Raw genomic sequence first — 24805 nt, forward strand, 5'->3', positions numbered from 1 at the left:
CAGCCACCTCAGATTCACGGGAAAAAGGTCTGTCAGACTAGCCGATTGCCCGCAGGTGCATGGCAAAGCGCTCAGCCAGCCATTGGGCTGCCGGCCCAAGCGGCTCGTCGCGCCGCCAGGCCAGCTCGGCAACCAGCGCCGGCGGGCGCCATTCGCTATCGAGCTCGACCATGTGCGCCTGGTACGTCGGGTACTGCACCACGTGCCGTGGCAGCCAGGCCCAGCCCAGACCGCGCATCAGCAACTCGGCCATGACGTAGAAGCTGTCGGCACGCCAGACCTGAGCGCTGACCGGCTCGCCGCCCGGATAGTCGCTGTCCTGTGGGGCGATGAGCAACTGCCGGTGACGCGCCAGCTGCTGACAGGTTACCCGTCCGGCATGGGCAAGCGGATGATACGCAGCACAGACCGTGACCATCTCGACACTGCCCAGGGTACGGCGCTCCAGCGAGTCCGGGATGCTTTCGTGATGAAAAAACAAGCCGAGATCTGCCCGCCGCCCGACCAGCTTGCGCGCCACGTCGCCCTGTGCGCCACTGGCCAGTTGCACCTGGAGAAAGGGGAACTGGCTGGCCAACTCATCAAGGCTGTCGATCACCGGCTGGTAGGGCATGGCTTCATCCTGGGCCACCCGCAGCAGCGGTTCCTGGCCGCGCATCAAGGCCTGGGCGCGACCATCGAGCCGCTCGCACTGGCGCAACAACTCCTGAGCGTCACGTAGCAAGGCTTCGCCACTTTCGGTCAGACGCGGCTGACGACCACTGCTGCGTTCGAAAAGGATCACGCCAAGGTCTGCTTCGAGCAGCGCAATGGCGTTGCTCACGGCCGACTGCGCCTTGCGCTGGGCACGGGCCACGGCAGAAAACGAGCGTAGCTCGGCGACCTGGACGAATAGCCGCAACTGTTCAAGGTTCCACTGTTCGGCCATTACCTATCTCCAGAATCGATAGGTAATGACTTTACCGCAATCAGGAACAACCTAGAATGCCCGACCAGTAACCAGAGGAAACCGATCATGAATGCCTACACCTATCTCGCCATCGCCATCTGCGCCGAGGTCATCGCCACCGCTTCGATGAAAGCGGTCAAGGGCCTGAGTACGCCGTTGCCGTTGCTGCTGATGGTGTGTGGCTATGCCGTGGCCTTCTGGATGCTCACGCTGGTGGTGCGCAGCATTCCAGTGGGTATCGCCTACGCGGTGTGGTCCGGCATGGGGATCGTGCTGATCAGCATCGCAGCGCTGGTGATCTATGGGCAGAAGCTGGATGTACCGGCCATGCTGGGGATGGCGATGATCGTAGGGGGTGTGGTGGTGATCCAGCTCTTCTCCAAGACTGCTGGGCATTGATCGATAGGCAACATTGCCGGGCACGGGCTGTATACTGGGCAATCGTTCCAGTTTTCGAGGTGCCCGCATGCCATCCGCCATTTCCACTGACGCACTCATCGTCGGCGCCGGGGTCGCAGGCCTCTGGCTCAATGCCCGGCTGCGTCGCCAGGGCTATTCGACGGTGCTGGTGGAGCGCGCCAGCCTTGGCGGCGAGCAGACCATCAAGTCCCAGGGCATCATCCATGGCGGCACCAAGTACGCCCTGCATGGCGCGCTGACCGGCGCTTCGGAGGCCATCGCCGACATGCCGCGGCGCTGGCGCGAGGCCCTGGCCGGCAGCGGCGAGCTGGACCTGCGCGACACCCGCCTGCTCTCCGATGCCCACTATCTATGGTCGCCCGGCACCTTGGCCGGCAACCTCACCAGCTTCTTCGCCAGCAAGGCCGTGCGCGGCCGGGTCGATCAGGTCAAGGGCGAGCAGTTGCCACCGGCCCTGCAGGACCGCGCCTTCAAAGGCAAGGTCTACCGTCTGGCCGAGCTGGTCATCGATGTACCCAGCCTGCTCGGCAACCTCGCGCAACTGGCCGGTGACAGCTTGCTCGCTGGCGAGCGGATCGAGCCACTGCACGAAGGCCAGGCGCTGGTCGGCCTGAAGGTCGATGGTCGCGAGATCCGCGCCCAACGCATCGTGCTCAGTGCCGGCGGCGGCACCGAGGACCTGCTGCATGCCCTCGGCCTGAGCCAACCCGCGCAGCAGCGCCGCCCCTTGCATATGGTCCTGGCCAAAGGCCCCAACCTCAAGCCGCTGTACGCCCACTGCCTGGGCGGTGGCACCAAGCCACGGGTCACCGTGACCACCCACCCGGCGGCCGATGGCCAGTGGGTCTGGTACCTGGGCGGCGACCTCGCCGAAGCCGATGGCGTGGCCCGCGAGCCAGCCGCGCAGATTGCCGCAGCGCAAAAAGAGATCGCCGGCCTGCTGCCCTGGGTCGATCAAAGCCAAGTGCGCTGGGCCACCTTGCGCGTCGATCGCGCCGAGCCCGCACAGTCGGGCCTGGTACGCCCCGACAACGCCTTCCTCAGCGAGCAGGAACGCCTGCTGGTTGGCTGGCCGACCAAGCTGGCGCTGGCGCCAGACTTCTCCGACCGCGTCCTGGCCGCCTTCGAGCGCGATGGTATTCGCCCGAGCGCCCAGGCCGACCTGACAGACTTGCCGCGTCCCCCACTCGGCGTGCCGGCCTGGGAGCAACTGCTGCCATGAGCCTGCCGACCCTGCACGATTTCCACCGCCCCTTGGGCGGCACCGGCCTGAAGGTATCGCCACTGGGGCTGGGCACGGTCAAGCTTGGCCGCGACCAGGGCGTGAAGTATCCCAACGGCTTCACCATCCCCGGCGACGACGAGGCCCGCCTGCTGCTGTCGCAGGCGCGCGAGCTGGGCATCAACCTGATCGACACCGCGCCGGCCTATGGTCGCAGTGAAGAGCGTCTCGGCCCATTGCTGCGTGGCCAGCGTAACGACTGGATCATCGTCAGCAAGGTCGGCGAAGAGTTCGAAAACGGCCTGTCGCACTTCGATTTCAGCGCCGCCCATACCCGACGCTCAGTCGAGCGCAGCCTCAAGCGCCTGGAAACCGACCGTATCGAACTGGTACTGGTGCACTCCGACGGCAATGACCTGGCCATCCTCGAGCAGCAAGAGGTCTACCAGACACTCGCCGCGCTCAAGCAGGAAGGTAAGATCCTCGGCTACGGCTTTTCCGGCAAGACCGCCGACGGCGGCCTGAAAGCACTGGAACAGGGCGACTGCGCGATGATCACCTACAACCTCAACGAGCAGGCGGAGCGCCCGGTGCTGGACTACGCTGCCGAACACGGCAAGGCCATCCTGGTGAAGAAGGCCCTGGCCAGCGGGCATATCTGCCTGTCTCCAGGAGTCGACCCGGTCCAGGCCAGCTTCGAGCTGCTGTTCGCCCATCCGGGGGTCAGCAGTGCTATTGTCGGCACCATCAATCCGTTGCACCTGGCCCACAACGTGGCCACCGTCGCCCGTATTCTGGGCCAGGCCTGAGCCGCTCACGCGGCCGCCGAATGCAAGGAGGAGCCTCGTGGCGCGTACGCTTATCCGCAAGAACCCGAGCAACTTCAAGACCCTGCCGCTGCATGTAGAAGCCACCCCGGAACGCCTGAGCTACCAGAGCATCGGTATGCCGCTGAACTTCGCCCAGACTCTGCAACGGCGCAAGGCGATCCAGCTGGATGACAGCGAACGCTTCGTCATCGAACTGGCCAACCTGGGCGTTTCGGTACGCCTGACCCTCAACTGGCAGAACCGCGACTACTGGGTGCTGGTGCGTCAGCGCCGCCAGGACCGCGGCGATGTCGTACTCAAGCTGATCTCCGGTTACGTACCTGCCCAGGAGCTCAACCTCCCGCTGCACACGGCCATCCAGGAAGTGGCAGAAGAATGCCTGCTGGAAACCCCGGAAGGCTGGCTGGGCGGACGTTTCAACGACACCTGGCTACCCGCCCCTTATGCCGCGGCCCTGCACTACCGCGAAGCCCTGCCCTTCACCCTGAGCCCGGCCTCGGGCGCGGCGCGGCCGGTACACTGCGGCAACCTGATGCTGCTCGAGCGACCACGGGCCTATGTGCACCTGCCCACCGCCTCGCTGCAACTGATCTACGATCTGCGCCTGCAGGTCCCCAAGGAGGCCAAGTCGCTCAGCCTGTTCCACGTCGACGAGCGCCTGGAAGGCGACCAACTGGTGGCCCGGCTCAACCGCAAGCGCCCCGACCTGTATCTGATGCCCCTGAAGGACGGCAAGCCACTGGCGGAGCTGTACACCCTGAAGAAGGACCAGCTGATACCCGCGAGCACGCGCGGGCTGTACCTGGCCGAAAGCTTCGCCCTGCAGGATGGGTGGGTGGTGAGGGAAGAGCGCGTGCGCTGGCGGGAATGGGTGCGTCAGCAAGGGTTGGTGGAGAGCCGGCCCGAGAAGCCTTCGCACCTGCAGCGATTCAGCGACAAGGCGCGGGCGTTGCTGCAGCGGGCAAAGACCACACTGCATAAATAGCAGCAGCGGCGCCTGGCCGCTGCAACCTGCCCCGCGATCACCGGTGGTACGCGATGCAGCACCTGCTTAGTTCTTGCGGATCTTCTCGACGATCGCGGTGGTCGAGCTGTTCTCGACCAAACCCAGCACTTTCACCGTACCGCCATAGGCCTTGACGATATCCGCCCCGACCACCTGGTCGATCCCGTAATCGCCGCCTTTGACCAGCACATCCGGCTTGACCTGGCGCAGCAGGTTTTCAGGTGTTCCCTCAGGGAAACTGATGACCCAGTCCACCGCCCCCAGGCCGGCGAGCACCGCCATGCGGCGATCGACGCTGTTGATCGGACGCCCAGGCCCCTTGAGACGGCTGACCGAAGCATCGTCGTTGATCGCAACGATGAGGCGATCCCCTTGGGAACGGGCCTGCTCCAGATACGTCACATGCCCGGCATGGAGAATGTCGAAGCAACCGTTGGTGAAGACGATCTTCTCGTTGTGCGCACGCGCGTCGTCGATGGCCAGCAACAACTGCTCGAGCCCCAGCACACCGCGCTCGGAGCCTTCTTCGCGCTGGATCGCCCGGCGCAACTCCGGGGCGCTGATGGCCGCCGTACCCAGCTTGCCGACGACGATGCCCGCAGCCAGGTTGGCCAGGGCCACCGCATGCGGGAGGTCCTCGCCTGCGGCAATGGCAGCCGCCAGCGTCGAGATGACGGTATCGCCAGCACCGGTGACGTCGAACACCTCGCGGGCGCGGGCCGGCAGGTGCAAGGCCGGATGACCGGTGCGCAGCAGGGTCATGCCATGCTCCCCACGGGTCACCAGCAGCGCGCCGAGGTCAAGATCGTCGAGCAATTGCAAACCCTTGGCGACCAGCTCGGCTTCATCGGCGCAACGCCCGACGATGGTCTCGAACTCGCTGAGGTTGGGGGTGATCAGGCTGGCACCGCGATAGATGGAAAAATCCTTGCCCTTGGGGTCGGCCAGTACCGGGATGCCCTTGCTGCGAGCAGCCTGGATCAGCGACTGGTGGTTCTTCAGCGCGCCCTTGCCGTAATCCGACAGCACCAGCACCTTGACGCCTCCGAGCAGCGCATCGACCTCGGCCCCCAGCGACAGCGGATCGGTGGCGAAGGGCTCTTCGAAATCGATGCGCAGCAATTGCTGGTGGCGGCTCATGACCCGCAGCTTGACGATGGTGGGCTGGTGCGCAATGCGCTGGAACACCGAGCGCACACCAGCAGCCTGCAGGCTGTTGGCCAGGCTGTCGGCCGCTTCGTCCTGGCCGGTGACGCCCACCAGCGAAGCCGGGGCGCCAAGTGCCGCGATATTCAAGGCAACGTTGGCCGCACCGCCGGGCCGATCCTCGATCTGGTCGACCTTGACCACCGGTACCGGCGCTTCCGGCGAGATACGCGATGTACCGCCATGCCAGTAGCGGTCGAGCATCACATCGCCGACCACCAGTACCGGGGCTTGATCGAAACGCGGCATGGACAACTTCATGGGCAACCCATATGGAAAAATGAACAGGGGCAGGATATTAGCACACGGCAGCCGGCGGCTTTAACGCCAACTGCGGCGGGGACAATTCCAGTGACAATCGGGGCACACACGCCCCGATTCATGAGGGTTTCAGGTGATATCGGCCTTGTCCGGCTCATCGAGTCCCATGGCGTGCAGGCGGGCATAATGGCCATTAGCCTCAAGCAGTTCGGCATGGGTACCACGCTCGACCAGGCGCCCCTGGTCCATGACCAGGATCAGGTCGGCCTTCTCGATGGTCGACAGACGGTGCGCGATCACCAGGGTGGTGCGCCCTTCCATCACATGGTCGAGCGCCGCCTGAATATGACGCTCGGACTCGGTATCCAGTGCCGAGGTCGCCTCGTCGAGGATCAGCAAGGGAGCGTTCTTCAACAGCGCCCGGGCGATTGCCAGGCGCTGGCGCTGGCCACCGGACAGCAGCACACCATTCTCGCCGACCTCGGTGTCGAAGCCCTTGGGCAGTTGGTCGACGAACTCCTTGGCGTAAGCGTCGGCCGCGGCAGCCTCGATGGCCTCGCGCGGCGCACCGGCCAGGTCGCCATAGGCGATATTGTTGGCCACGGTGTCGTTGAACAGGGTGACATGCTGAGTCACCTGAGCCACATGTCGGCGCAGGTTACGCAGGCGATAATCCTCGATTTCCACACCATCGAGCAGGATCTCGCCCTTGTTGTGGTGGTAGAAACGCGGGATCAGCGCCGCCAGTGTCGACTTGCCGCTGCCAGAACGCCCCACCAGGGCGATCATCTGCCCGGGCTCGGCGACGAAGCTGATGTCGGTCAGCACCTGACGCTCGGTGCCTGGATAGGTGAAGCTCAGGTTGCGCACCTCCAGACGGCCCTCGACACGCTCCTTCTCCACGGTACCGCCGTCCACCTCGGGCTTCTCGTCGAGCTGCTCGAAGATGCTCTCGGCGCCGGCCAGGCCCTTCTGAATGGTCGAGCTGACCTCCGAAAGCTGGCGAATCGGCTTGGGCAACAAGCCAGCCGCCGTGATGTAGGCGACCAGGTCGCCAGCCGAGGCATCACCACGCAGGAACAGCACCAGGAACATCAGCGCGGCCATGGCGCTGTAGATCACCAGTTGCAGGGCCGGGGTGTAGAGGGCGCCGGTCTTGTTCATGCGCAGCTGCTTGTCGGTGTTGCTCTGGCTGGCATTTCTGAATCGACGCTCTTCGTAGGCTTCGCCGCCGAAGCTGCGCACCACACGGTAGCCCTGGATGGTTTCGGAGGCCACGTGGGTGACGTCCCCCATGGCCACCTGGATCTTCTTGCTCTGCTTGCGGAATTTCTTGCTGGCAGTACTCACCATCACTGCAATGACCGGCAGGATGGCAACCATCACCAGGGTGAGCTTCCAGTTCATCCACATCAGGTAGATGAACAGGAACACCACGGTCAGGCCTTCACGGATCACCACCTTGATCGCGTCGGTGGCGGCACCGGTGACCATGGTGACGTTGAAGGTGATGCGCGAGATCAGGTGCCCGGAGTTATGGCTGTCGAAGTAGCGGTTGGGCAGCACCAACAACTTGTTGAACAGCTCCAGGCGCAGGTCGTGGACCAGGCAGAGGGACACCTTGGCCAGATAGTAGTTACCGAGGAACGACCCGAGCCCTTGCCAGGCAGCGATCAGGATGATCAGCAACGGCACCGCCTGCAGCAATTGCAGGTCGCGCAGGTAGGGGACGTCGGGGAACAACACCGCTTGCGGATTGCTCAGGCCATCGACGAAGTACTTGAGGATCCCCGCCAGCATCGGCTGGGTCGAGGCAAAGATCACGAAACCGATAATGCTCAGCAGGAAAATGCCGATGTAGGGTTTCACATAGCCCAGCAGCCTGAAATAGATCTTCAGGCTGGTGGGGTTGTCCGCCGGTCGCGGTGTTTCGGCCATCATCGAGCTCGCTGTTCAGGTTGAACCGGAAATTTTACCACAGGCTTTTCGCTCGGCATGCACCCACGGCAACATCATCGCCAGACCGACCGGCAACCAGCTGATGAACCACTCCGCGCGGGGGGTACCGGTGAGGCTTGCGGCATCGAGTTGCATGGCCACGGTTGAAAACACCCAAACTGCCAGCGCCAGCTTGCCCAACATCGTCTCGCGGGCACGCAGGATCTCGCGCAGCGCGAACAGCCATACTGCTATCCACAACAGCATACCGGGCAGCCCCAGTTCGACGGCAACGTGAGTGAGCATATTGTGGGTATGGTCGAACTGGATCCCCAGTGCCTCCACGCGGTAGAACGCACCAAGCCCCAGGCCGGTCCATGGGTGCTGTTCGATCATCTGCACGGAGGACTGGAATATTTCAGGCCTGTAGGAGGAACCCCGCTGCATGATCAGATCCTGGAACAGGAATACCGCAACAACTGTGATCAGCAGCGACGACACGGCGATCAGCTTGCTGAGCCGATCACGCATCCAGAATGGCGCCAACAGAACAGTGAGCAGCAAGGCCACGCCCGCCCCGCGGCTCTGGCTGAAGGCAATGAAGGCACCCAGGCAGGCCAGGGCCAGCAGCCAACCCGACTGCACGAGGCGATTGCGCGGGCAATCGTAGAGCATCACGACGGCCATGACACCGACGACGTAGGCGCCCAGGATCGGATGGCTGATTTCACCGATTCCCTCCAGACGAGAAACCAGCAGGTTACCGGCGACGTGATAGAAGCGGTAGACCGAAATCAGTGCAGCAATCGCCATCAAAACGCCACCGATGCGCAACAACACTCGTACACGGTAGGCCCCAAGCTGCGCGAGCAACGGGAAAGCCAGAAGGGACAGCAGGATATAGATCAGCCGCTTACCCTCGCGACCGCCCTCTTCGGTGGATGACCACACCAGGCTCAACGCTCCCCAGACCAACAAAAGTGCGATCGCCGACCAGAGCGCCGGCTGACGGCGCCACCCGCTCACTAAAAGATGTCGGGCGGACCAGGCGAATACCAGGGTCGGTAGCCAGAGGAACAGGATAAGGCCTTGCTGATAGAGCTTGTTGCTCGGTGCCAAGGCGATCGCCGCCAGGAACCAGACGAAACCGAATCCGAGCCAGGCCTGGGCCCAGCGTTTTTCATACAGCATTCCTTCCCCCGATCAGTCCAATGACACCGTCATGGTGCAACCGCATTATTTTCGGCATTATTGCCAGTCATTTTGCTTGCAGAAGACAAGGCACCCATCCATGCAATGCTCCCGACTCTCCCAGCCCGACTTCGATCAGCTGACACTCGGCGCCAGGGTTCTGGAGGCCGACAGTTACGGCGCCAAAGTCTACCTGCTCGAGGATGGCAATATCCTCAAGGTTTTTCGTCGTAAACGTCTGATTTCATCTGCGCTGCTGCGCCCCTACTCCCAGCGGTTCATCGACAACGCAGCGCGCCTGGTGCAACTGGGCATCCCTACTCTGGAAGTGATCAGCCATCACAAACTGGATCTGCCGGGGCGCACCGCAGTGCTCTATCGCCCGCTGCCGGGTGAAACCCTGCTGCAGCGCTCGCGCCTACCGGGGTTCAGCTGGAATGACTACCTGCCTGCACTGATCGCACTGATCCGGCACCTTCATCGTTCAGGGATCTACTTCCGCTCATTGCACCTGGGCAACGTCGTGGTTACCCCCGAGCAACAGCTGGGCCTCATTGATGTCGCCGACATGCGCTTTCTGCGCCCTCCGCTGTCGGCACGCATGGTTCGACGCAACGTGCAGCATCTGGCGAACTACATCGAGCGGGAGCGACTGGGCGATCACTTCCCGCTCACCGAACTGAAGTCAGCGCTGCTGGAGCGCTGAACATCAGCCCCGCAACAAAGCCCGCGAGCCCTGGCTGAATGCCTGCCAGGCCTGCTCCGGGTCCAACGCATCACGCTGCCTGGCAGCCGTCTCCTTTGCGCTGAGTGTGTTGCACTCCCCGATCGCACGCGCCCAGGCGGCCTGGTCTCCTACCGGCAGGTAGCGCCCGGCCTGTCCCAATTGCTCGCGAAACACCGGCAGGTCGCTGCATAGCACCGGCACATCGGCCAGCACGGCTTCCTGCAGTACCATCCCCAACCCCTCCGAGCGCGAAGGCACCAACAGCCAGTCGAAGGCACGGTAGAGTTGCGACAAATCGGGACGGTAACCACATAGCTGCACACTATCGCCCAGACCGAGCGACTGGATGCGGGCGTTGAGGCGCACTCGCAGCTCGCCGTCGCCGAGGATCACCATACGGGCGTCCGGTTGCTGCCGGTGGACCTGAGCAAAGGCCTCGATCAGCATCTCGAAGCCCTTGCTCTCCACCAGCCGACCCACCGCGCCGAATACAGGCCCTGGACGCTGAACAATGGCAAGCAACCGCCTGGCGTGGTCACGCTCGAAGAGCGCCGCGCCGAATACCTGGGGATCCAGTGCGACACGCAGGGTATCGACCGATCGACCAAGGGCCTGCTCCAGCGCCTGGGCAAGGGTGCGGGAAACCGCGGCAATGCTCAGGCGGTGCGCCTCGACCGCGCGCAGCAAGCGAATGTCGCTGCCGCGCATGCGGGTCGAGCCATGAAAGAGCACGGTCACTCGTGTCTCCGGGAAATGTCGCATCAACGGCAGCACAAGGCGCGCAACACCCATGCCGTCGAGCAGCAAGACGTCGGGGCGGGTCTGCTGCAGTGCCTTGTACAAGCGGTGCCGCAGCACAGGTGTCAACCACCGCCAGAAGCTGCGGCCTTTGAGCGTGCGAGGCGGCATGTGCCACTCTCGGATCGCGCCCTCGCCGCAGCACAGGCCATCGCCCAGCAGCAGCCAATTGGTGATCTCGGCCCCTTCTGCTACATGGCACAGCATCTGACGGTGCACCTTGTGAACTGACATGTACGGGGCACCTCCCGACCACATCACATTGACAACATTCATCGGCATAGCTCCCTCATACCCGACAGGCCAACCGCCAGGTCAACCGATTCAATGAGCAAGAAAGCCGATTCCAATACCGACCAATGTTCCTGCAACGAGCGTGGCAACCAGCTTGATCCGGTCACGCTGGCGACGCTTGGCCTTGCGCTGGACTTCCTCGGGCAAGGTCACATGGCTACCGAAACCAGTATGGAGCACCGCATCGCCCTCGAGCGTGACGGCGGTCAGGCCCAGCTCGGCATAACGGCGCGACAGCGCCTTCTCTCCAGAATAGGCAGCAAATGGTGCACAAGTCTGGTAATCGCTCAGCCGACGCAATCCTGGATTCAGAGAGAAAGCCTGCCAATCGGCTTTTTCTGAAAGCAAGGGGTAGCAGGGCACATTGGCGATAACCTGACGGTCTCCCAGGCGGATGTACGGGCTGTGGATCGCCAGGTCGTGAGCATGGCTGCGCAGCCATACCTGCAGGATCTGCGGGCTGGCCTCGAGGATCAGCCGGGAGTCCTCGACAAAGTGCTGGCGATAGAAGCTCCAGTCATCCTCGCAATGGAAGATGTAGGGCGTCTTGACGTGGCTGTAGGCCAGGTCGATCGACGCCAGTTGCCCCAGCTTGGGCCGGTTGACGAACACCTTGCAGTGGGCCTTCCAATGCTCGGGGACGGCAGCGTGAACCGCATCGTCTCCCGAATCTTCGGTGATGAACACCTCACGGATCGACGCGGTGTTGTAGCGGTCGAAGCTTTCCAGCGTTGTCTTGAGCAGGTCGAAACGCCCGCAGCTGGTTACCACCAGCGTGATGTCACTGTTTTCCGAGAAGCGCACTGGGCTCCCTCCGCCTTGCGGCCATTTCCAATCCGTCCGATGGACAGGTTGATGTGGTTCAAAGCCCCAGTTTCAGACGCAGACGCTGCCACGCACTAAGCGGCGCTCGTGGTCTGAGGGGGGGCATCATGTGGTCGACGATGCTACGCCCGACCTGGGCAAAACTAAAGCCAGAAACCGCCAGTTCGCGGCCATTGGCGGCGATGCGTTCGGCGAATGCCGGATCGGCGCGTAATGTCCGCAACTTCTCCTGCAGCACCGGGATGCTGTCGTACAGCACCACGTTGTGCATGTCCTCAAGACCCAACGCACGGTTTTCCGCCTCGCCCTGGTCGAAAGCCAGCAGCACGCAGCCACAGGCCATGGCCTCGAAGTTCTTGATCATGTACTCGCCCATGCCAACGTCGGCACTGACGAAGAAGCGAATACGGTTGAGCGTGTTGCAGTAGTCTTCACCGGACTTGGTACGAGTCACCACCAGGTTTTCCACCTGCCCCAGTTCATCGAGCAACGCCTTGCGGCCGCTATAGGCGACGCTCTTGGTGCTGCCGACAAAGGCCAGTTCGATATCACGCTCACGCCCCTGGTCGGTCAGCAATTGCTCGTCATAGCCCTTGGGCACGAACACCGCATCGAAACCTTCCTGGCGCAGGCGCTCGCTGACCATGTAGCCAGAGCTGATCACTCGCGCCCAAGGCAGTTTGCGGTAGTGCGCGCTGAACTTGCCGGTGTATTTGCAGGGAATGTAGTTCTGGTAGGCATCGTGCTCGAGGATCACCAGATTAGGGATCGTGCGAATGAAGCCGACCTGGCGGATCTCCTGCTTGAAGCGCAGGAAAAAGACGATACGGTCATAGCGCTCGACGTCCACTTCACGCTTGAAGTAGCGCCGCAGGTTGCGCTGGTCGTCGCTCGACAACCAGCGCAAGTCGCACTCGCAGTTGGCCGCAACGCCGTCGTACAGGCGATCGAGGATGGCCCGTTGTTCCTTCTGCACCAGAAATAGGACTTTCATTGCATTCCTTGGGGGCGTGACGCCATCGCGGTCAATCATCGGGCACTCACTGCTCGCGGCGCCAGAACAGTTCATGTCGACGCACCGCCTTGCGGAAGAATTCGTTCTCCCCGTAAGGCGACGGTCGACGCCCGGCCAGCCAGCGCTGCAACAGACGCCGCAGGCGACGCTTGAACGGCGCCGGAGGCTGCAGGTCGTGCATCATGCCCAGCGCCATGGCCTTGTCGCGCTGGGTCGGCACGTCCAGCACCAGGCTGCAGGGCGCCCAGGGCTGGCCAGCTTCGAGTTGCGGCGGCAGGGCAATGCCATCACCGCTGTCACCCATGGGCCAGCGGTCGTTGTCGTGCAGGTGGTTGGCGTAGCACAACAAGGTCTGCGGCTGCCAGTCCAACCCCTGCAGGGCTTCGAGCACAGCCGCTTGGGCACAGAGATGATCCGGGTGTGGATCGAGCTGCGGGTGCGGCATGACCAGAATCTCTGGGCGGGCCATTTGCAGCAGCACGCGCAAGTCGGCCAGCAGGTTGTTCCAGGTCGGCGCACCATCGGCATCGGCCGGCAGCGGAAACGGATTGAAACGACGGAACGGCCGGATATCGGCCATGTCCGCCTCACGCGAGGCCGCAGGCTGATCGGGCGCAGCCTGCATGGCAGGCAATTGCAGACAGAAATAGCCCAACTGCACACAACGGGCCTCCGGCACCCCGGCCCAACGTGGCACGGCAATACTGTCCCAGGCGCGCAGGCGCCCTTTGAGCTGCGCCGCCTCGGCCTTGGCCAGACCCATCTGTTGGTAGTGCTCGGCCTCGATCTCGCCAGCGGTCAGTGTGACCACCCAGGCCTCGTCGGCCTGGCTGTAGAGCCCATAAGCCGCCAGCTCTGCATCGTCAGCATGGGGCGCGATCACCATGACCCGACGGCGGCGCAACTCCACAGCCGGGGTTATCCACAGGCGCGGCTCGCCCAGCAGTCGGCAGTGGCGCCCGAGCAGGCGCAGTCGCCCATCGCGCAGTGCCGCGCCAAGGCCGGTCAGGTTGAGAAAACGCACACCATCGACGCCGCGCTCGAAGGTCTGGCTGTCATGCATGGCGTCCGCGACCAGCTCGACCCGAGGATCGAGAAAGCGACCAAGCCACCCAGACTTCACACGAACCTCGAGGATCAGCGTGTCATCATCGCTGAACGATGCAGCGCTCTTCAGCACGCCGTCTTGAATGCCGACGGCCTCGACACGGCTGTGCTCGCCGAAGTCGAAGGCATAATCTTCGCCGGGCGCGTAGAACAGATGGTCGGCGAACCAGGCTTCGTGGGCGGCCCAGACCAGCGGCAGCAGCAACAGTGGCAGCCACCACCAGCTCAGCGCGCCCAATGCGATCAGCAGCAACAACCCGATCACCAGCCCGAGGCGCTTGTTGCGCCGGTGGCGCTTGAGCAATTGCTGCTTGCGACTCATGCCTGGTACACCGGGACCGGGTTGCACCAACGGTCCTTGTATTCACGGTCGGCACGGCCGAATGAGAAACGCAGGGCCTTGCCACGGGCGTTGGCGTCTTCCCAGGCGGCCTGGGTATTGAGGAAGCTCAGCACGCTGCCGGGGCTGAACGCCTTGGTCTCAGGGTCAACACCACCGTTGACGTACTCGACGCTGATCCATTCAGGCGACTCGACCCGGTAAATCAGCTGGATGGCAATCGGCTTGTCCTCGAGAAACAGCACCGAGCCGATCAGCAGCTCGCGCAAGCGCTCGACCACCTCATCCATACGCGCGGCGCCGGTCGCAGGGAAGCTCCAGCGGCGCTGGAACAGGTCGCAGTACATCGCGGCGATCTCGGCACCACTGAAGTCGGTGATCGGACGCACCACGCCACCGGCCTCCTCCAGCAGGCGCAGTTCGCGGCGCTGGTTGTAGCGAAACTTCTTCGACAGATCTTCATGCGGGCGCGCCATGGCCAATTGCTCGGCCTGGGGTTTCAAGCCCTCGAAGCGCCCGTGATTGAGCTCCGACAGGTAGCGCCCGGCGTGGCGCAAGGGCGCAGCAGCATCAACCGCTGCAGGCAGGATGAGCTCGGCATTGCCCAGGTCGAACAGCCCCTTCTTGCCATGACGCTTGAGAACATCCTTGGACAACGCCAGGTGACGCCCCCAGGTAGGGACTGCCGCCACGAGCTCGCCGCCTTGGCGCCAGCCCAGGTAGCGCACCGGAATCTGTGCAAGTTCGGCCAGTTGCTCGACCACCAACGGATGAGTGGCGACACTGCCGCCGAAACGCTGCCAGGTGTGCGCATACTCGTTCGCATCGATAACGGCCCAGCCGCGTTCGCGCCAGGCCTTCAGATGATTGAGCATCAGCTGCGAGCCTCCAGTGCACGCACCTGTGGTAATTGCCAGAACGCCTGGCGCACGGCTGCGTCGGAAAATCGCTCGCGCAGACGCCGCAGCATCAGTTGCGCGCATTCGCGACGCTGATCGACGCTCAGCCCGGCCATGTGCTTCAGCCCCTGCGCCAGTTGCCCGGCGTCGCCCAGCGGGAACAGCACACCTACCCCTTCGACTACCTCGCGCGCACCGCCACAGGCCGTGGCCAACAACGGCACGCCAGCGACCATCGCCTCCAGCAGGACCATGCCGAAGGGTTCGTGGTCAGAGCTCAGGGCAAACACATCGAACGCCTGGAAATAGCGGCGGGCATCCGGCACTTGGCCAAGAAAGTCGACACGGTCGGCAATCCCCAGTTCGGCTGCCTGGGCCTTGAGCGTGTCTTCCAGCCGCCCCTTGCCCAGCACTACCAGACGCGCATTGGCCGGCAGGCCAGGCAACGCCTCGGCGAAACCGCGCAGCAGGGTCGCCTGGTCCTTGTCCGGGTGCAGACGGCCGACGTTGCCGACGATCCACGCCTGTGCATCGAGCCCCAGGGCACGCCGCGCCTCGTCGCGCGGCACGAGACTGGCCTGCAGCGCCTCGACGTCGATACGGTTGTACAGCGTCTGGATGCGTTCGTGCGGCCATTGCGCCAGACAGCGGCGCATGTCGTCACGCACCGCGTCGGACACACCCAGCAGGCTCAAGCGTTTGCGAAACAGGTTGGCGAACAGACGTCGCCCCTTGCGCTGGTAATCGCCGAAGGCATGATGCACGCCGATCACCGGCAAGCCGGTACCCAGCAGCGCGACGTAGATCGGCTTGAAGCGGTGGGCGATGCAGAAGCTGAAACGGCGCTCGGCCGCGATCTTGCGCAGCGCGCGGATCGCGCCCAGCTTCAGGCCGCGTACGGCCTTGGAGCTGAACTCGAGAAACAGCACTTCGTCGGATGCACAGCCTGCAGCCACCTGCGCGTTGGCCTTGCCGGTAAGGAAAACCGTGGTGACCTTGTAGCCACGCCCCTCGAACAGGCTGGCGTACTGACGGGCGCAGTCGAGGAACGGCCCGTCGTAGCCATGGCAGAACTGCAGGACACGCAGGTCAGAGCGGCTGGTCATACGCGGCCGCGCCGTCCTTGACCACCAGGATGTCTTCCATGATCAGGTATTGCAGATCCGAACCGTAGAACATGTTCAGCGCGTCGGTAGGCGAGCAGATCATCGGCTCGCCACGGCGATTGAGCGAAGTGTTCAGCGACACGCCGTTGCCGGTCAGCTCCTCGAGCGCCTTCATCATGTCGTAGTAGCGCGGGTTGTACTCACGCTTGAGCACCTGGGCACGCGAGGTGCCATCCTCGTGCACCACTTCCGGCACACGGGTCTTCCACTCTTCGGCCACTTCGAAAGTGAAGGTCATGAACGGCGCGGGATGGTCGATCTTGATCATCTGCGGTGCAACGGTGTCGAGCATCGACGGGCAGAATGGTCTCCAGCGCTCGCGGAACTTGATCTGCTCGTTGATACGATCGGCGACGTTCGGCACGCTCGGGCAGCCGATGATCGAACGACCACCCAGTGCACGCGGGCCGAACTCCATGCGGCCCTGGAACCAGGCCACCGGATTGCCGTCGACCATGATCTTGGCGATGCGCTGCGGCATGTCGTTGAGCTTGCGCCACTTCGGCGCATTCGGATGGCGGGCACAGGCAGCGATAACGTCCTCGTTGGAGTACGCAGGGCCGAGGTAGACGTGCTCCATCTTCTCGACCGGCACGCCACGGGCGTGGGACACGTAGGCCGCTGCACCGACCGCGGTACCGGCGTCGCCGGAGGCCGGCTGGACGAACAGCTCCTTGAGGTCGGGGCGGGCGATGATCTTCTGGTTCAGCTTGACGTTCAGCGCACAGCCACCGGCGAAGGCCAGCTTGCCGGTCTCTTTGAGGATGTCGCCCAGGTAATGGTCGATCATCTGCAAGGCGAGCTTTTCGAACAGCGCCTGCATGCTGGCCGCGTAATGGATGTACGGCTCGTCGGCGATATCGCCTTCGCGCTTGGGGCCCAGCCATTCGATCAGCTTGGGTGAGAAGTAGAAGCCCTTGCCCTTCTCTTTATAGCGACGCAGGCCGATAACGTTGGCGTACTCGGTGTTGATCACCAGTTCGCCGTTCTCGAAGCTGGCCAGACGGGAGAAATCGTACTTGCTGGCGTCGCCATACGGGGCCATGCCCATGACCTTGAACTCGCCATCGAGCATCTCGAAGCCCAGGAACTCGGTGATCGCGCCGTACAGGCCGCCCAGCGAATCCGGGTCGAAGAACTCCTTGATCTTGTGGATCTTGCCGTTTTCGCCGTAGCCGAAGAAGGTGGTGGCGTACTCGCCCTTGCCGTCGATACCCAGGATCGCGGTCTTTTCCTTGAAGCCCGAGCAGTGATAAGCGCTGGAGGCGTGGGCCAGGTGGTGCTCGACCGGTTCGATCTTGACCTTTTTCGGGTCGAAGCCCAGTTGCTCCAGGCACCAGACGATCTTCTTGCGGTAGCGCTTGTAGCGACGGTTGCCCATCAGGATCGCATCGAGGGCGCGGTCCGGGGCGTACCAGTAGCGCTTGGCGTAGTGCCAGCGGGCCTTGCCGAACAGGCTGATGGGGGCGAACGGAATGGCCACCACATCAACGTCGGACGGTTTGATACCGGCCTGCTCCAGGCAGAACTTCGCCGATTCGTAGGGCATGCGGTTCTTCGCATGCTTGTCACGCACGAAGCGCTCTTCTTCTGCAGCGGCAACCAGCTTGCCGTCGATGTACAAGGCCGCGGAAGGGTCATGGCTAAGGGCGCCGGACAGGCCAAGAATCGTCAATGCCAAGGGACTAGCCTCTTCATTCGGTAGAGATGCGCCAGCGGCCTCGTGGGCGGCTGGCGGCTAAAGGGCGGGATTATAACGCAAAGATCAGGGACACACTGCCCCTTGTGGGAGCGGGGTTATTCGGCGATCAGCCAGTCCATGCGGAAGCTGCCCGCCGCCTGTGCCAGCTCCCTGGCCAGCCAGGGCAGCAGCTCCTTGAGCTCCTCCTCCAGCCCCCATGGCGGGTTGGCGATGGCGAGGCCCGAGCCGTTCAGCCCCTGCGGGCTGTCCTGGTGATGCACATAGAGTTCGACGCGCAGCAGCTTGGGCGCGCCGGTGCTGGTCAGGTCCTGGTAGAAACGGGTCAGCGAGCGCTGGTCCTTGATCGGATACCAGATGGCCGCGACGGTCTGGCGCATGCGACCGATCGCCTCCTTCATCGCCACGGTGCAGCGCTTGAGTTCGTCGGCCTGCTCGAAGGGCGGGTCGATCAGCATGATCGCGCGCTTTTCCTGCACCGGCAGCAGCGCGCGCGGCACATGCCAGCCCTCGCCCAGGTGCACGGTGACCCGCGGATCCTTCTTCATGTTTTCCTTGAGCAAAGGCCCGTCTTCGGGGTGTTTCTCGTTGAGCAGTGCGCGATCCTGCTGGCGCATCAGGCGCCGTGCCAACTCCGGCGAGCCGGGGTAGTAGCGCAACTCGCCATCGGCGTTGAGGCGCTTGATGATGCGCAGGTAGTCAGCGGTGGCAGCCGGCAGGTCTTCACGATTCCACAGGCGGGCAACGCCTTCGAGATATTCACCGGTACGCGTGGCCTGGTCGCCTTGCAGGTCGTACAGACCCAGGCCGGCGTGGGTGTCGATATAGGCGAACGGCTGTTCCTTGCGCGACATCAAGGCGATGAGGCGGGTCAGCACGATGTGCTTGAGGACGTCGGCATGATTGCCGGCGTGGAAGGCGTGACGATAGTTCATGGCAACTCCTGCGGGGGCGGCAAGTTTACCTTGCCTTGCGGGCGGAGTCAGGCCTGGCCGTCGATCGGCACAAGGGCCATTCGCGGGCAGGCCCGCCCCCACAGGAGCGGGCCCGCCCGCGAAGCAGCCGTCGCCGGATCAGCAGGTGTTACTTGTCTGCGTGATATGCAGCATCAGCCGTTTCAAACCGCGAAACCATGCTGCCGCTCGGACGCCCCAGCTTGCTCACCACGATGATGGCGATGGTGGCGAACAGGAAGCCCGGGATGATTTCGTACAGGCCAAGCCCGACGTAGTTCTTCCACAGGATCACGGTCAGTGCACCCACCACGATCCCCGCCAGGGCACCGTTGCGGGTCATGCCCTTCCACAATACCGACAGCAGCACCACCGGCCCGAACGCAGCACCGAAGCCCGCCCAGGCATAAGCCACGAGGCCCAGCACACGGTTGTCAGGGTTCGCCGCCAGCGCGATGGCGATCAATGCCACGGCCAGCACCATCATTCGACCGACCCAGACCAGCTCGGTCTGCGAAGCACCCTTGCGCAGGAAAGCCTTGTAGAAGTCCTCGGTCAGTGCACTCGAGCACACCAGCAACTGGCAGCTCAGGGTGCTCATGACTGCCGCCAGGATGGCCGACAGCAGCACACCGGCGACCCACGGATTGAACAGGATCTTCGCCAGCTCGATGAACACACGCTCGTGGTTCTCGGTGACCGGGCCGGCCAGATCAGGGTTGGCCGAGAAGTAGGCGATGCCGAAGAAGCCCACGGCGCAAGTGCCGGCCAGGCACAGGATCATCCAGGTCATGGAGATGCGGCGTGCGTTGGCGATCGACTTCACCGAGTCGGCAGCCATGAAACGCGCCAGGATGTGCGGCTGGCCGAAGTAGCCCAGGCCCCAACCCATCAGCGAGATGATGCCGATGAAGGTAGCGCCGCGGAACATGTCGAAGTTCGCCGCGTTCTGCGCTTCGATCGCCAGCATCGTGGTGTCGAAGCCGCCGGTGGAGATCAGCACGATGATCGGCGTGAGGATCAGCGCGAAGATCATCAGCGACGCCTGCACGGTGTCGGTCCAGCTCACCGCCAGGAAACCACCGACGAAGGTGTAGGCGATAGTCGCCGCAGCACCGGCCCACAGCGCTGTCTCGTAGGACATGCCGAAGGTGCTTTCGAACAGACGCGCGCCGGCAACGATGCCCGAGGCGCAGTAGATGGTGAAGAACACCAGGATCACGATGGCCGAGATCACCCGCAACAGGCCGCTGTTGTCTTCGAAACGGCTGGCGAAGTAGTCGGGCAGCGTCAGCGCATCACCGTTGTGCTCGGTCTGCACCCTCAGACGGCCGGCGACGAACAGCCAGTTCAGGTAGGCACCGACAGTCAGGCCGATGGCGATCCAGGCCTCCGACAGGCCCGACATGTAGATGGCGCCCGGCAGGCCCATCAGCAGCCAGCCGCTCATGTCGGAAGCGCCAGCAGAAAGCGCGGTGACCACGCTGCCGAGGCTGCGACCGCCGAGGATGTAGTCGGAGAGGTTCTTGGTGGAGCGATAGGCCGCGAAGCCGATCAGCACCATTGCCGCGATGTAGATCACAAAGGTGATCGTGATTGGATTGCCCATGGTTGTGCCCTGGCGTTGTTGTTATCTCTTGCACCCGACTTTCGTGAGACGGTTGCACCCAGGCGGCGAATCCTATGCAACAACATGAATCGGGTGCAACCATTTTTCATTTGCAAGTTGCACCTGGAAATGTCTTTTCAGTTAAAACCCCTTTTTTGCTCCTTTTTGAAGCAAAAGCGACGCTTTTAATAAGCAAAGGCAGCAAAAACGACCCTTTCCGCTGTTTAGCGTCTTGCGCCGGACGAGTTGCACCTTTTTCATGAAAAATTCGGGTTGCACCCGGTTGCACCCGAGAGGTGCCTGGCGCTAATCTTGCCGCCAGCTTAGCCACGCCCGTGGCAATAACGAGGATAAGAAATGGCGACGACCACCCTTGGGGTCAAACTCGACGACCCGACCCGTGAGCGACTCAAAGCGGCTGCGCAGTCCATCGACCGCACCCCGCACTGGTTGATCAAGCAAGCGATCTTCAATTACCTGGAGAAGCTCGAGGGTGGTGCAACCCTGAACGAAATCAACGGCCACGCCGCACAGCTCGGTGACGACGCCGGCGAACTTCCGGCCGACCACGCCCACCAGTGCTTCCTCGAATTCGCCGAAAGCATTCTGCCGCAGTCCGTGCTGCGCGCAGCGATCACCGCAGCCTACCGTCGCCCCGAGCAGGAAGTGGTGCCGATGCTGCTGGAGCAGGCACGCCTGCCGGCCCCGCTGGCCGAAGCGACCAACAAGATGGCCGCAGGCCTGGCCGACAAGCTGCGCAACCAGAAGAGCGCCAGCGGCCGCGCCGGCATCGTCCAGGGCCTGCTGCAGGAGTTCTCGCTGTCGTCCCAGGAAGGCGTGGCGTTGATGTGCCTGGCCGAAGCCCTGCTGCGCATCCCCGACAAAGGTACCCGCGACGCGCTGATCCGCGACAAGATCAGCACGGGCAACTGGCAGCCACACCTGGGCAACAGCCCATCGCTGTTCGTCAATGCCGCCACCTGGGGCCTGCTGCTGACTGGCAAGCTCGTCTCCACCCACAACGAATCCGGCCTGACCTCCTCGCTCACCCGCATCATCGGCAAGAGTGGCGAGCCGATGATCCGCAAGGGTGTCGACATGGCCATGCGCCTGATGGGCGAGCAATTCGTCACCGGCGAGACCATCGCCGAAGCCCTGGCCAACGCCAGCCGCTTCGAATCCAAGGGCTTCCGCTACAGCTACGACATGCTCGGCGAAGCCGCGCTGACCGAGCACGACGCCCAGAAGTACCTGGCCTCCTACGAGCAGGCGATCCACTCGATCGGCAAGGCCTCGCACGGGCGCGGCATCTATGAAGGCCCGGGCATCTCGATCAAGCTCTCGGCGCTGCACCCGCGCTACAGCCGCGCGCAATACGAGCGCGTGATGGAAGAACTGTACCCGCGCCTGCTGTCGCTGACCCAACTGGCCAAGCACTACGACATCGGCCTGAACATCGACGCGGAGGAAGCCGACCGCCTGGAGCTGTCGCTGGACCTGCTCGAACGCCTGTGCTTCGAGCCGTCACTGGCGGGCTGGAACGGTATCGGTTTCGTCATCCAGGCCTACCAGAAGCGCTGCCCGTACGTGATCGACTCGGTCATCGACCTGGCCAAGCGCAGCCGTCACCGCCTGATGATCCGCCTGGTCAAGGGCGCCTACTGGGACAGCGAGATCAAGCGCGCCCAGGTCGAAGGCCTGGAGGGGTACCCGGTCTACACCCGCAAGGTCTATACCGACGTGTCCTACATCGCCTGCGCCCGCAAGCTGTTGTCGGTGCCGGAAGCCATCTACCCGCAGTTCGCCACGCACAACGCCCACACCTTGTCGGCCATCTACCATATTGCCGGCCAGAACTATTACCCAGGCCAGTACGAGTTCCAGTGCCTGCACGGCATGGGCGAGCCTCTGTACGAGCAGGTCGTCGGCAAGATCGCCGATGGCAAGCTGAACCGTCCGTGCCGTGTCTATGCGCCGGTCGGCACCCACGAAACCCTGCTGGCCTACCTGGTGCGTCGTCTGCTGGAAAACGGCGCCAACACCTCGTTCGTCAACCGGATCGCCGACCACTCGATCTCCATCCAGGAACTGGTCGCCGACCCAGTCGCGAGCATCGAGCGCATGGCCACCCAGGAAGGCAGCATCGGCCTGCCGCATCCGCGCATTCCACTGCCGCGCGACCTCTATGGCAGCGAGCGCGCCAACTCGGCTGGCATCGACATGGCCAACGAACACCGCCTGGCGTCGCTGTCCTGCGCCATGCTGGCAACCGCACACAACGACTGGAAGGCTGCCCCGCTGCTGGCCTGCGCCACCAGCCAGGAAGCCGCTGCGCCAGTGCTCAACCCAGCCGATCACCGCGATGTGGTGGGCCATGTGCAAGAGGCGAGCGTCACCGACGTCGACAACGCCATCCAGTGTGCCCTCAATGCCGCGCCAATCTGGCAAGCCACCCCGCCGGCCGAGCGCGCCGCGATCCTGGAGCGCACCGCCGACCTGATGGAAGCCGAGATCCAGCCGCTGATGGGCCTGCTCATCCGCGAGGCTGGCAAGACCTTCGCCAACGCCATCGCCGAAGTGCGCGAAGCCGTGGACTTCCTGCGCTACTACGCAGTGCAGGCGCGCAACGACTTCAGCAACGACGCCTGCCGCCCGCTCGGCCCGGTCGTGTGCATCAGCCCATGGAACTTCCCTCTGGCGATCTTCACCGGCCAGGTGGCCGCCGCACTGGCCGCCGGTAACCCGGTGCTGGCCAAGCCGGCCGAACAGACCCCGCTGGTCGCGGCCCAGGCCGTGCGCCTGTTGCTCGAAGCCGGTATCCCTGAAGGCGTGCTGCAACTGCTGCCGGGGCGCGGCGAAACCGTCGGCGCCGGCCTGGTCGGCGACGAGCGGGTCAAGGGCGTGATGTTCACCGGCTCCACCGAAGTCGCGCGCCTGCTGCAACGCAACGTCGCCGGTCGCCTGGATGCCCAGGGTCGTCCGATCCCGCTGATCGCCGAAACCGGCGGGCAGAACGCGATGATCGTCGACTCTTCGGCGCTGACCGAACAGGTGGTGATCGATGTAGTGTCGTCGGCCTTCGACAGCGCCGGCCAGCGCTGCTCGGCGCTGCGCGTGCTGTGCCTGCAGGAAGATTCCGCCGACCGCGTGATCGAGATGCTCAAGGGCGCCATGGCGCAGAACCGCATGGGCAACCCCGAGCGCCTGTCGGTGGACATCGGCCCGGTGATCGACGCAGAAGCCAAGGCTGGCATCGAGAAGCACATCCAGGCCATGCGTGAGAAAGGTCGCAGCGTCTACCAGGTGGCCATCGCCGAATCCGAGGAGTGCAAGCGCGGCACCTTCGTCATGCCTACCCTGATCGAGCTGGAAAGCTTCGACGAACTCAAGCGCGAGATCTTCGGCCCGGTGCTGCACGTGGTGCGCTACAACCGCAAGCACCTCGACCAGCTGATCGCGCAGATCAACGCCTCCGGCTACGGCCTGACGCTGGGCGTGCACACCCGCATCGACGAGACCATCGCCAAGGTGGTGGACAACGTCAACGCCGGCAACATGTACGTCAACCGCAACATCGTCGGTGCCGTGGTCGGCGTGCAGCCATTCGGTGGTGAAGGGCTGTCCGGCACCGGCCCGAAAGCCGGTGGCCCGCTGTACCTGTACCGCCTGCTGTCGACCCGTCCGGCTGACGCCATCGCCCGCCACTTCCAGCGCGCCGACGGTGAGACCAAGGCCGACACCACCCTGCGCGACCAACTGCTCAAGCCGCTGCAGGTGCTCAAGGCCTGGGCTTCGAGCAACCAGCCCGAGCTGGTGGAACTGTGCGAGCAGTTCGCCGAACAGTCGCAAAGTGGCATCACCCGTGTCCTGCCTGGCCCGACCGGCGAGCGCAACACCTACACCGTATTGCCTCGCGAGCATGTGCTGTGCCTGGCCGACAACGAGGCTGACCTGCTCGCGCAGTTCGCCGCGGTGCTGGCAGTGGGCAGCTCGGCGGTGTGGGCCGACGGCGAGCCGGCCAAGGGCCTGCGCGGACGCCTGCCGAAAGAACTGCAAGGCAAGATCAAGCTGGTGGCCGACTGGAGCAAGGATGAAGTGGCGTTCGACGCGGTCATCCATCACGGCGACTCCGACCAGTTGCGTGCGGTGTGCCAGCAGGTCGCCAAGCGTGCCGGTGCCATCGTGGGTGTGCATGGGCTGTCCAGCGGTGATCAGCAGATCGCGCTGGAGCGGTTGGTGATCGAGCGTGCGGTGAGCGTGAATACCGCGGCTGCGGGGGGTAACGCCAGCCTGATGACCATCGGCTGACCGTACTGACGCCATCGCGGGCAAGCCCGCTCCCACCGGTTC

Annotated in this window: 20 protein-coding genes; 7 read left to right on the forward strand and 13 right to left on the reverse strand. The window is 63.7% G+C overall.

Going from position 1 to position 24805, the window contains the following annotated elements:
* Positions 1 to 37 precede the first annotated feature (37 nt).
* Positions 38 to 928 (reverse strand): LysR family transcriptional regulator, encoded by an 891-nt coding sequence (locus AB688_RS25465; RefSeq protein ID WP_063546447.1) that lies wholly within the window; start codon positions 926 to 928, stop codon positions 38 to 40.
* Positions 929 to 1015: 87 nt separating this feature from the next.
* On the opposite strand from AB688_RS25465, the gene AB688_RS25470 reads away from it, so the two are divergent.
* The 4 genes from AB688_RS25470 (at position 1016) to AB688_RS25485 (ending at position 4406) form a co-directional block, all read left to right on the forward strand.
* A complete protein-coding gene (locus AB688_RS25470; RefSeq protein ID WP_054893153.1) occupies positions 1016 to 1348 on the forward strand; it encodes a DMT family transporter in 333 nt (110 codons plus the stop codon).
* A 67-nt stretch (positions 1349 to 1415) separates the two neighbouring features.
* Positions 1416 to 2591: an NAD(P)/FAD-dependent oxidoreductase gene (locus tag AB688_RS25475; protein ID WP_063546449.1), complete on the forward strand. Its 1176-nt coding sequence runs from the start codon at positions 1416 to 1418 to the stop codon at positions 2589 to 2591.
* Complete coding sequence (locus tag AB688_RS25480; RefSeq protein WP_063546451.1) at positions 2588 to 3400, forward strand: aldo/keto reductase; 813 nt, start codon at positions 2588 to 2590, stop codon at positions 3398 to 3400. Before AB688_RS25475 ends, AB688_RS25480 begins: the two co-directional genes overlap by 4 nt.
* 37 nt (positions 3401 to 3437) lie before the next feature.
* Entirely contained in the window at positions 3438 to 4406 is a 969-nt protein-coding gene (locus AB688_RS25485; protein WP_063546453.1) for a hypothetical protein, read from the forward strand.
* A 66-nt stretch (positions 4407 to 4472) separates the two neighbouring features.
* Here the strand turns inward: AB688_RS25485 and hldE are convergent, their stop codons facing one another.
* From hldE to AB688_RS25500, 3 genes are all read right to left on the reverse strand, one after another.
* Positions 4473 to 5894, reverse strand: a complete 1422-nt coding sequence (gene hldE, locus AB688_RS25490) for a bifunctional D-glycero-beta-D-manno-heptose-7-phosphate kinase/D-glycero-beta-D-manno-heptose 1-phosphate adenylyltransferase HldE (protein WP_063546455.1) — start codon at positions 5892 to 5894, stop codon at positions 4473 to 4475.
* A 129-nt stretch (positions 5895 to 6023) separates the two neighbouring features.
* Positions 6024 to 7832 (reverse strand): lipid A export permease/ATP-binding protein MsbA, encoded by a 1809-nt coding sequence (msbA, locus tag AB688_RS25495; RefSeq protein ID WP_054893200.1) that lies wholly within the window; start codon positions 7830 to 7832, stop codon positions 6024 to 6026.
* Positions 7833 to 7847: 15 nt separating this feature from the next.
* Complete coding sequence (locus AB688_RS25500) at positions 7848 to 9023, reverse strand: O-antigen ligase family protein (RefSeq protein ID WP_063546457.1); 1176 nt, start codon at positions 9021 to 9023, stop codon at positions 7848 to 7850.
* Between the two features lie 100 nt (positions 9024 to 9123).
* On the opposite strand from AB688_RS25500, the gene AB688_RS25505 reads away from it, so the two are divergent.
* A complete protein-coding gene (locus AB688_RS25505; protein ID WP_063546459.1) occupies positions 9124 to 9729 on the forward strand; it encodes a hypothetical protein in 606 nt (201 codons plus the stop codon).
* A gap of 3 nt (positions 9730 to 9732) precedes the next feature.
* Here the strand turns inward: AB688_RS25505 and AB688_RS25510 are convergent, their stop codons facing one another.
* The 9 genes from AB688_RS25510 to putP all read right to left on the reverse strand — a co-directional run bounded on the left by AB688_RS25510 (position 9733) and on the right by putP (position 20455).
* Positions 9733 to 10824, reverse strand: coding sequence for a glycosyltransferase (locus AB688_RS25510; protein WP_063546461.1), 1092 nt, complete (start codon positions 10822 to 10824; stop codon positions 9733 to 9735).
* Positions 10825 to 10872: 48 nt separating this feature from the next.
* Positions 10873 to 11646, reverse strand: coding sequence for a glycosyltransferase family 2 protein (locus AB688_RS25515; protein WP_063546463.1), 774 nt, complete (start codon positions 11644 to 11646; stop codon positions 10873 to 10875).
* A gap of 58 nt (positions 11647 to 11704) precedes the next feature.
* A complete protein-coding gene (locus AB688_RS25520) occupies positions 11705 to 12661 on the reverse strand; it encodes a glycosyltransferase (RefSeq protein WP_063546465.1) in 957 nt (318 codons plus the stop codon).
* Between the two features lie 46 nt (positions 12662 to 12707).
* Positions 12708 to 14111 carry a PIG-L deacetylase family protein gene (locus AB688_RS25525; RefSeq protein WP_063546467.1) on the reverse strand — a complete coding sequence of 468 codons (1404 nt, stop codon included), beginning with the start codon at positions 14109 to 14111 and terminating at the stop codon, positions 12708 to 12710.
* Positions 14108 to 15004: an antimicrobial resistance protein Mig-14 gene (locus tag AB688_RS25530; protein ID WP_054893143.1), complete on the reverse strand. Its 897-nt coding sequence runs from the start codon at positions 15002 to 15004 to the stop codon at positions 14108 to 14110. Before AB688_RS25530 ends, AB688_RS25525 begins: the two co-directional genes overlap by 4 nt.
* Positions 15004 to 16134 carry a glycosyltransferase gene (locus AB688_RS25535; protein ID WP_063546469.1) on the reverse strand — a complete coding sequence of 377 codons (1131 nt, stop codon included), beginning with the start codon at positions 16132 to 16134 and terminating at the stop codon, positions 15004 to 15006. The genes AB688_RS25530 and AB688_RS25535 overlap by 1 nt, the downstream gene beginning before the upstream one ends.
* Entirely contained in the window at positions 16118 to 17875 is a 1758-nt protein-coding gene (locus AB688_RS25540; RefSeq protein WP_054893141.1) for a carbamoyltransferase, read from the reverse strand. The genes AB688_RS25535 and AB688_RS25540 overlap by 17 nt, the downstream gene beginning before the upstream one ends.
* 116 nt (positions 17876 to 17991) lie before the next feature.
* Positions 17992 to 18828, reverse strand: a complete 837-nt coding sequence (locus AB688_RS25545) for a 23S rRNA (adenine(2030)-N(6))-methyltransferase RlmJ (protein ID WP_063546471.1) — start codon at positions 18826 to 18828, stop codon at positions 17992 to 17994.
* Positions 18829 to 18976: 148 nt separating this feature from the next.
* The gene (gene putP / locus AB688_RS25550; protein WP_054893139.1) at positions 18977 to 20455 is read right to left on the reverse strand and encodes a sodium/proline symporter PutP; all 1479 of its coding nucleotides are present in this window, start codon (positions 20453 to 20455) and stop codon (positions 18977 to 18979) included.
* Between the two features lie 74 nt (positions 20456 to 20529).
* Here putP and AB688_RS26950 point away from each other — a divergent pair, with 74 nt between their 5' ends.
* Positions 20530 to 20718, forward strand: coding sequence for a hypothetical protein (locus tag AB688_RS26950; protein WP_155738237.1), 189 nt, complete (start codon positions 20530 to 20532; stop codon positions 20716 to 20718).
* A 94-nt stretch (positions 20719 to 20812) separates the two neighbouring features.
* A complete protein-coding gene (gene putA / locus AB688_RS25555) occupies positions 20813 to 24763 on the forward strand; it encodes a trifunctional transcriptional regulator/proline dehydrogenase/L-glutamate gamma-semialdehyde dehydrogenase (protein ID WP_063546473.1) in 3951 nt (1316 codons plus the stop codon).
* Positions 24764 to 24805: the final 42 nt, after the last annotated feature.

Source organism: Pseudomonas putida (genome assembly GCF_001636055.1).
Classification (GTDB): domain Bacteria; phylum Pseudomonadota; class Gammaproteobacteria; order Pseudomonadales; family Pseudomonadaceae; genus Aquipseudomonas; species Aquipseudomonas machongensis.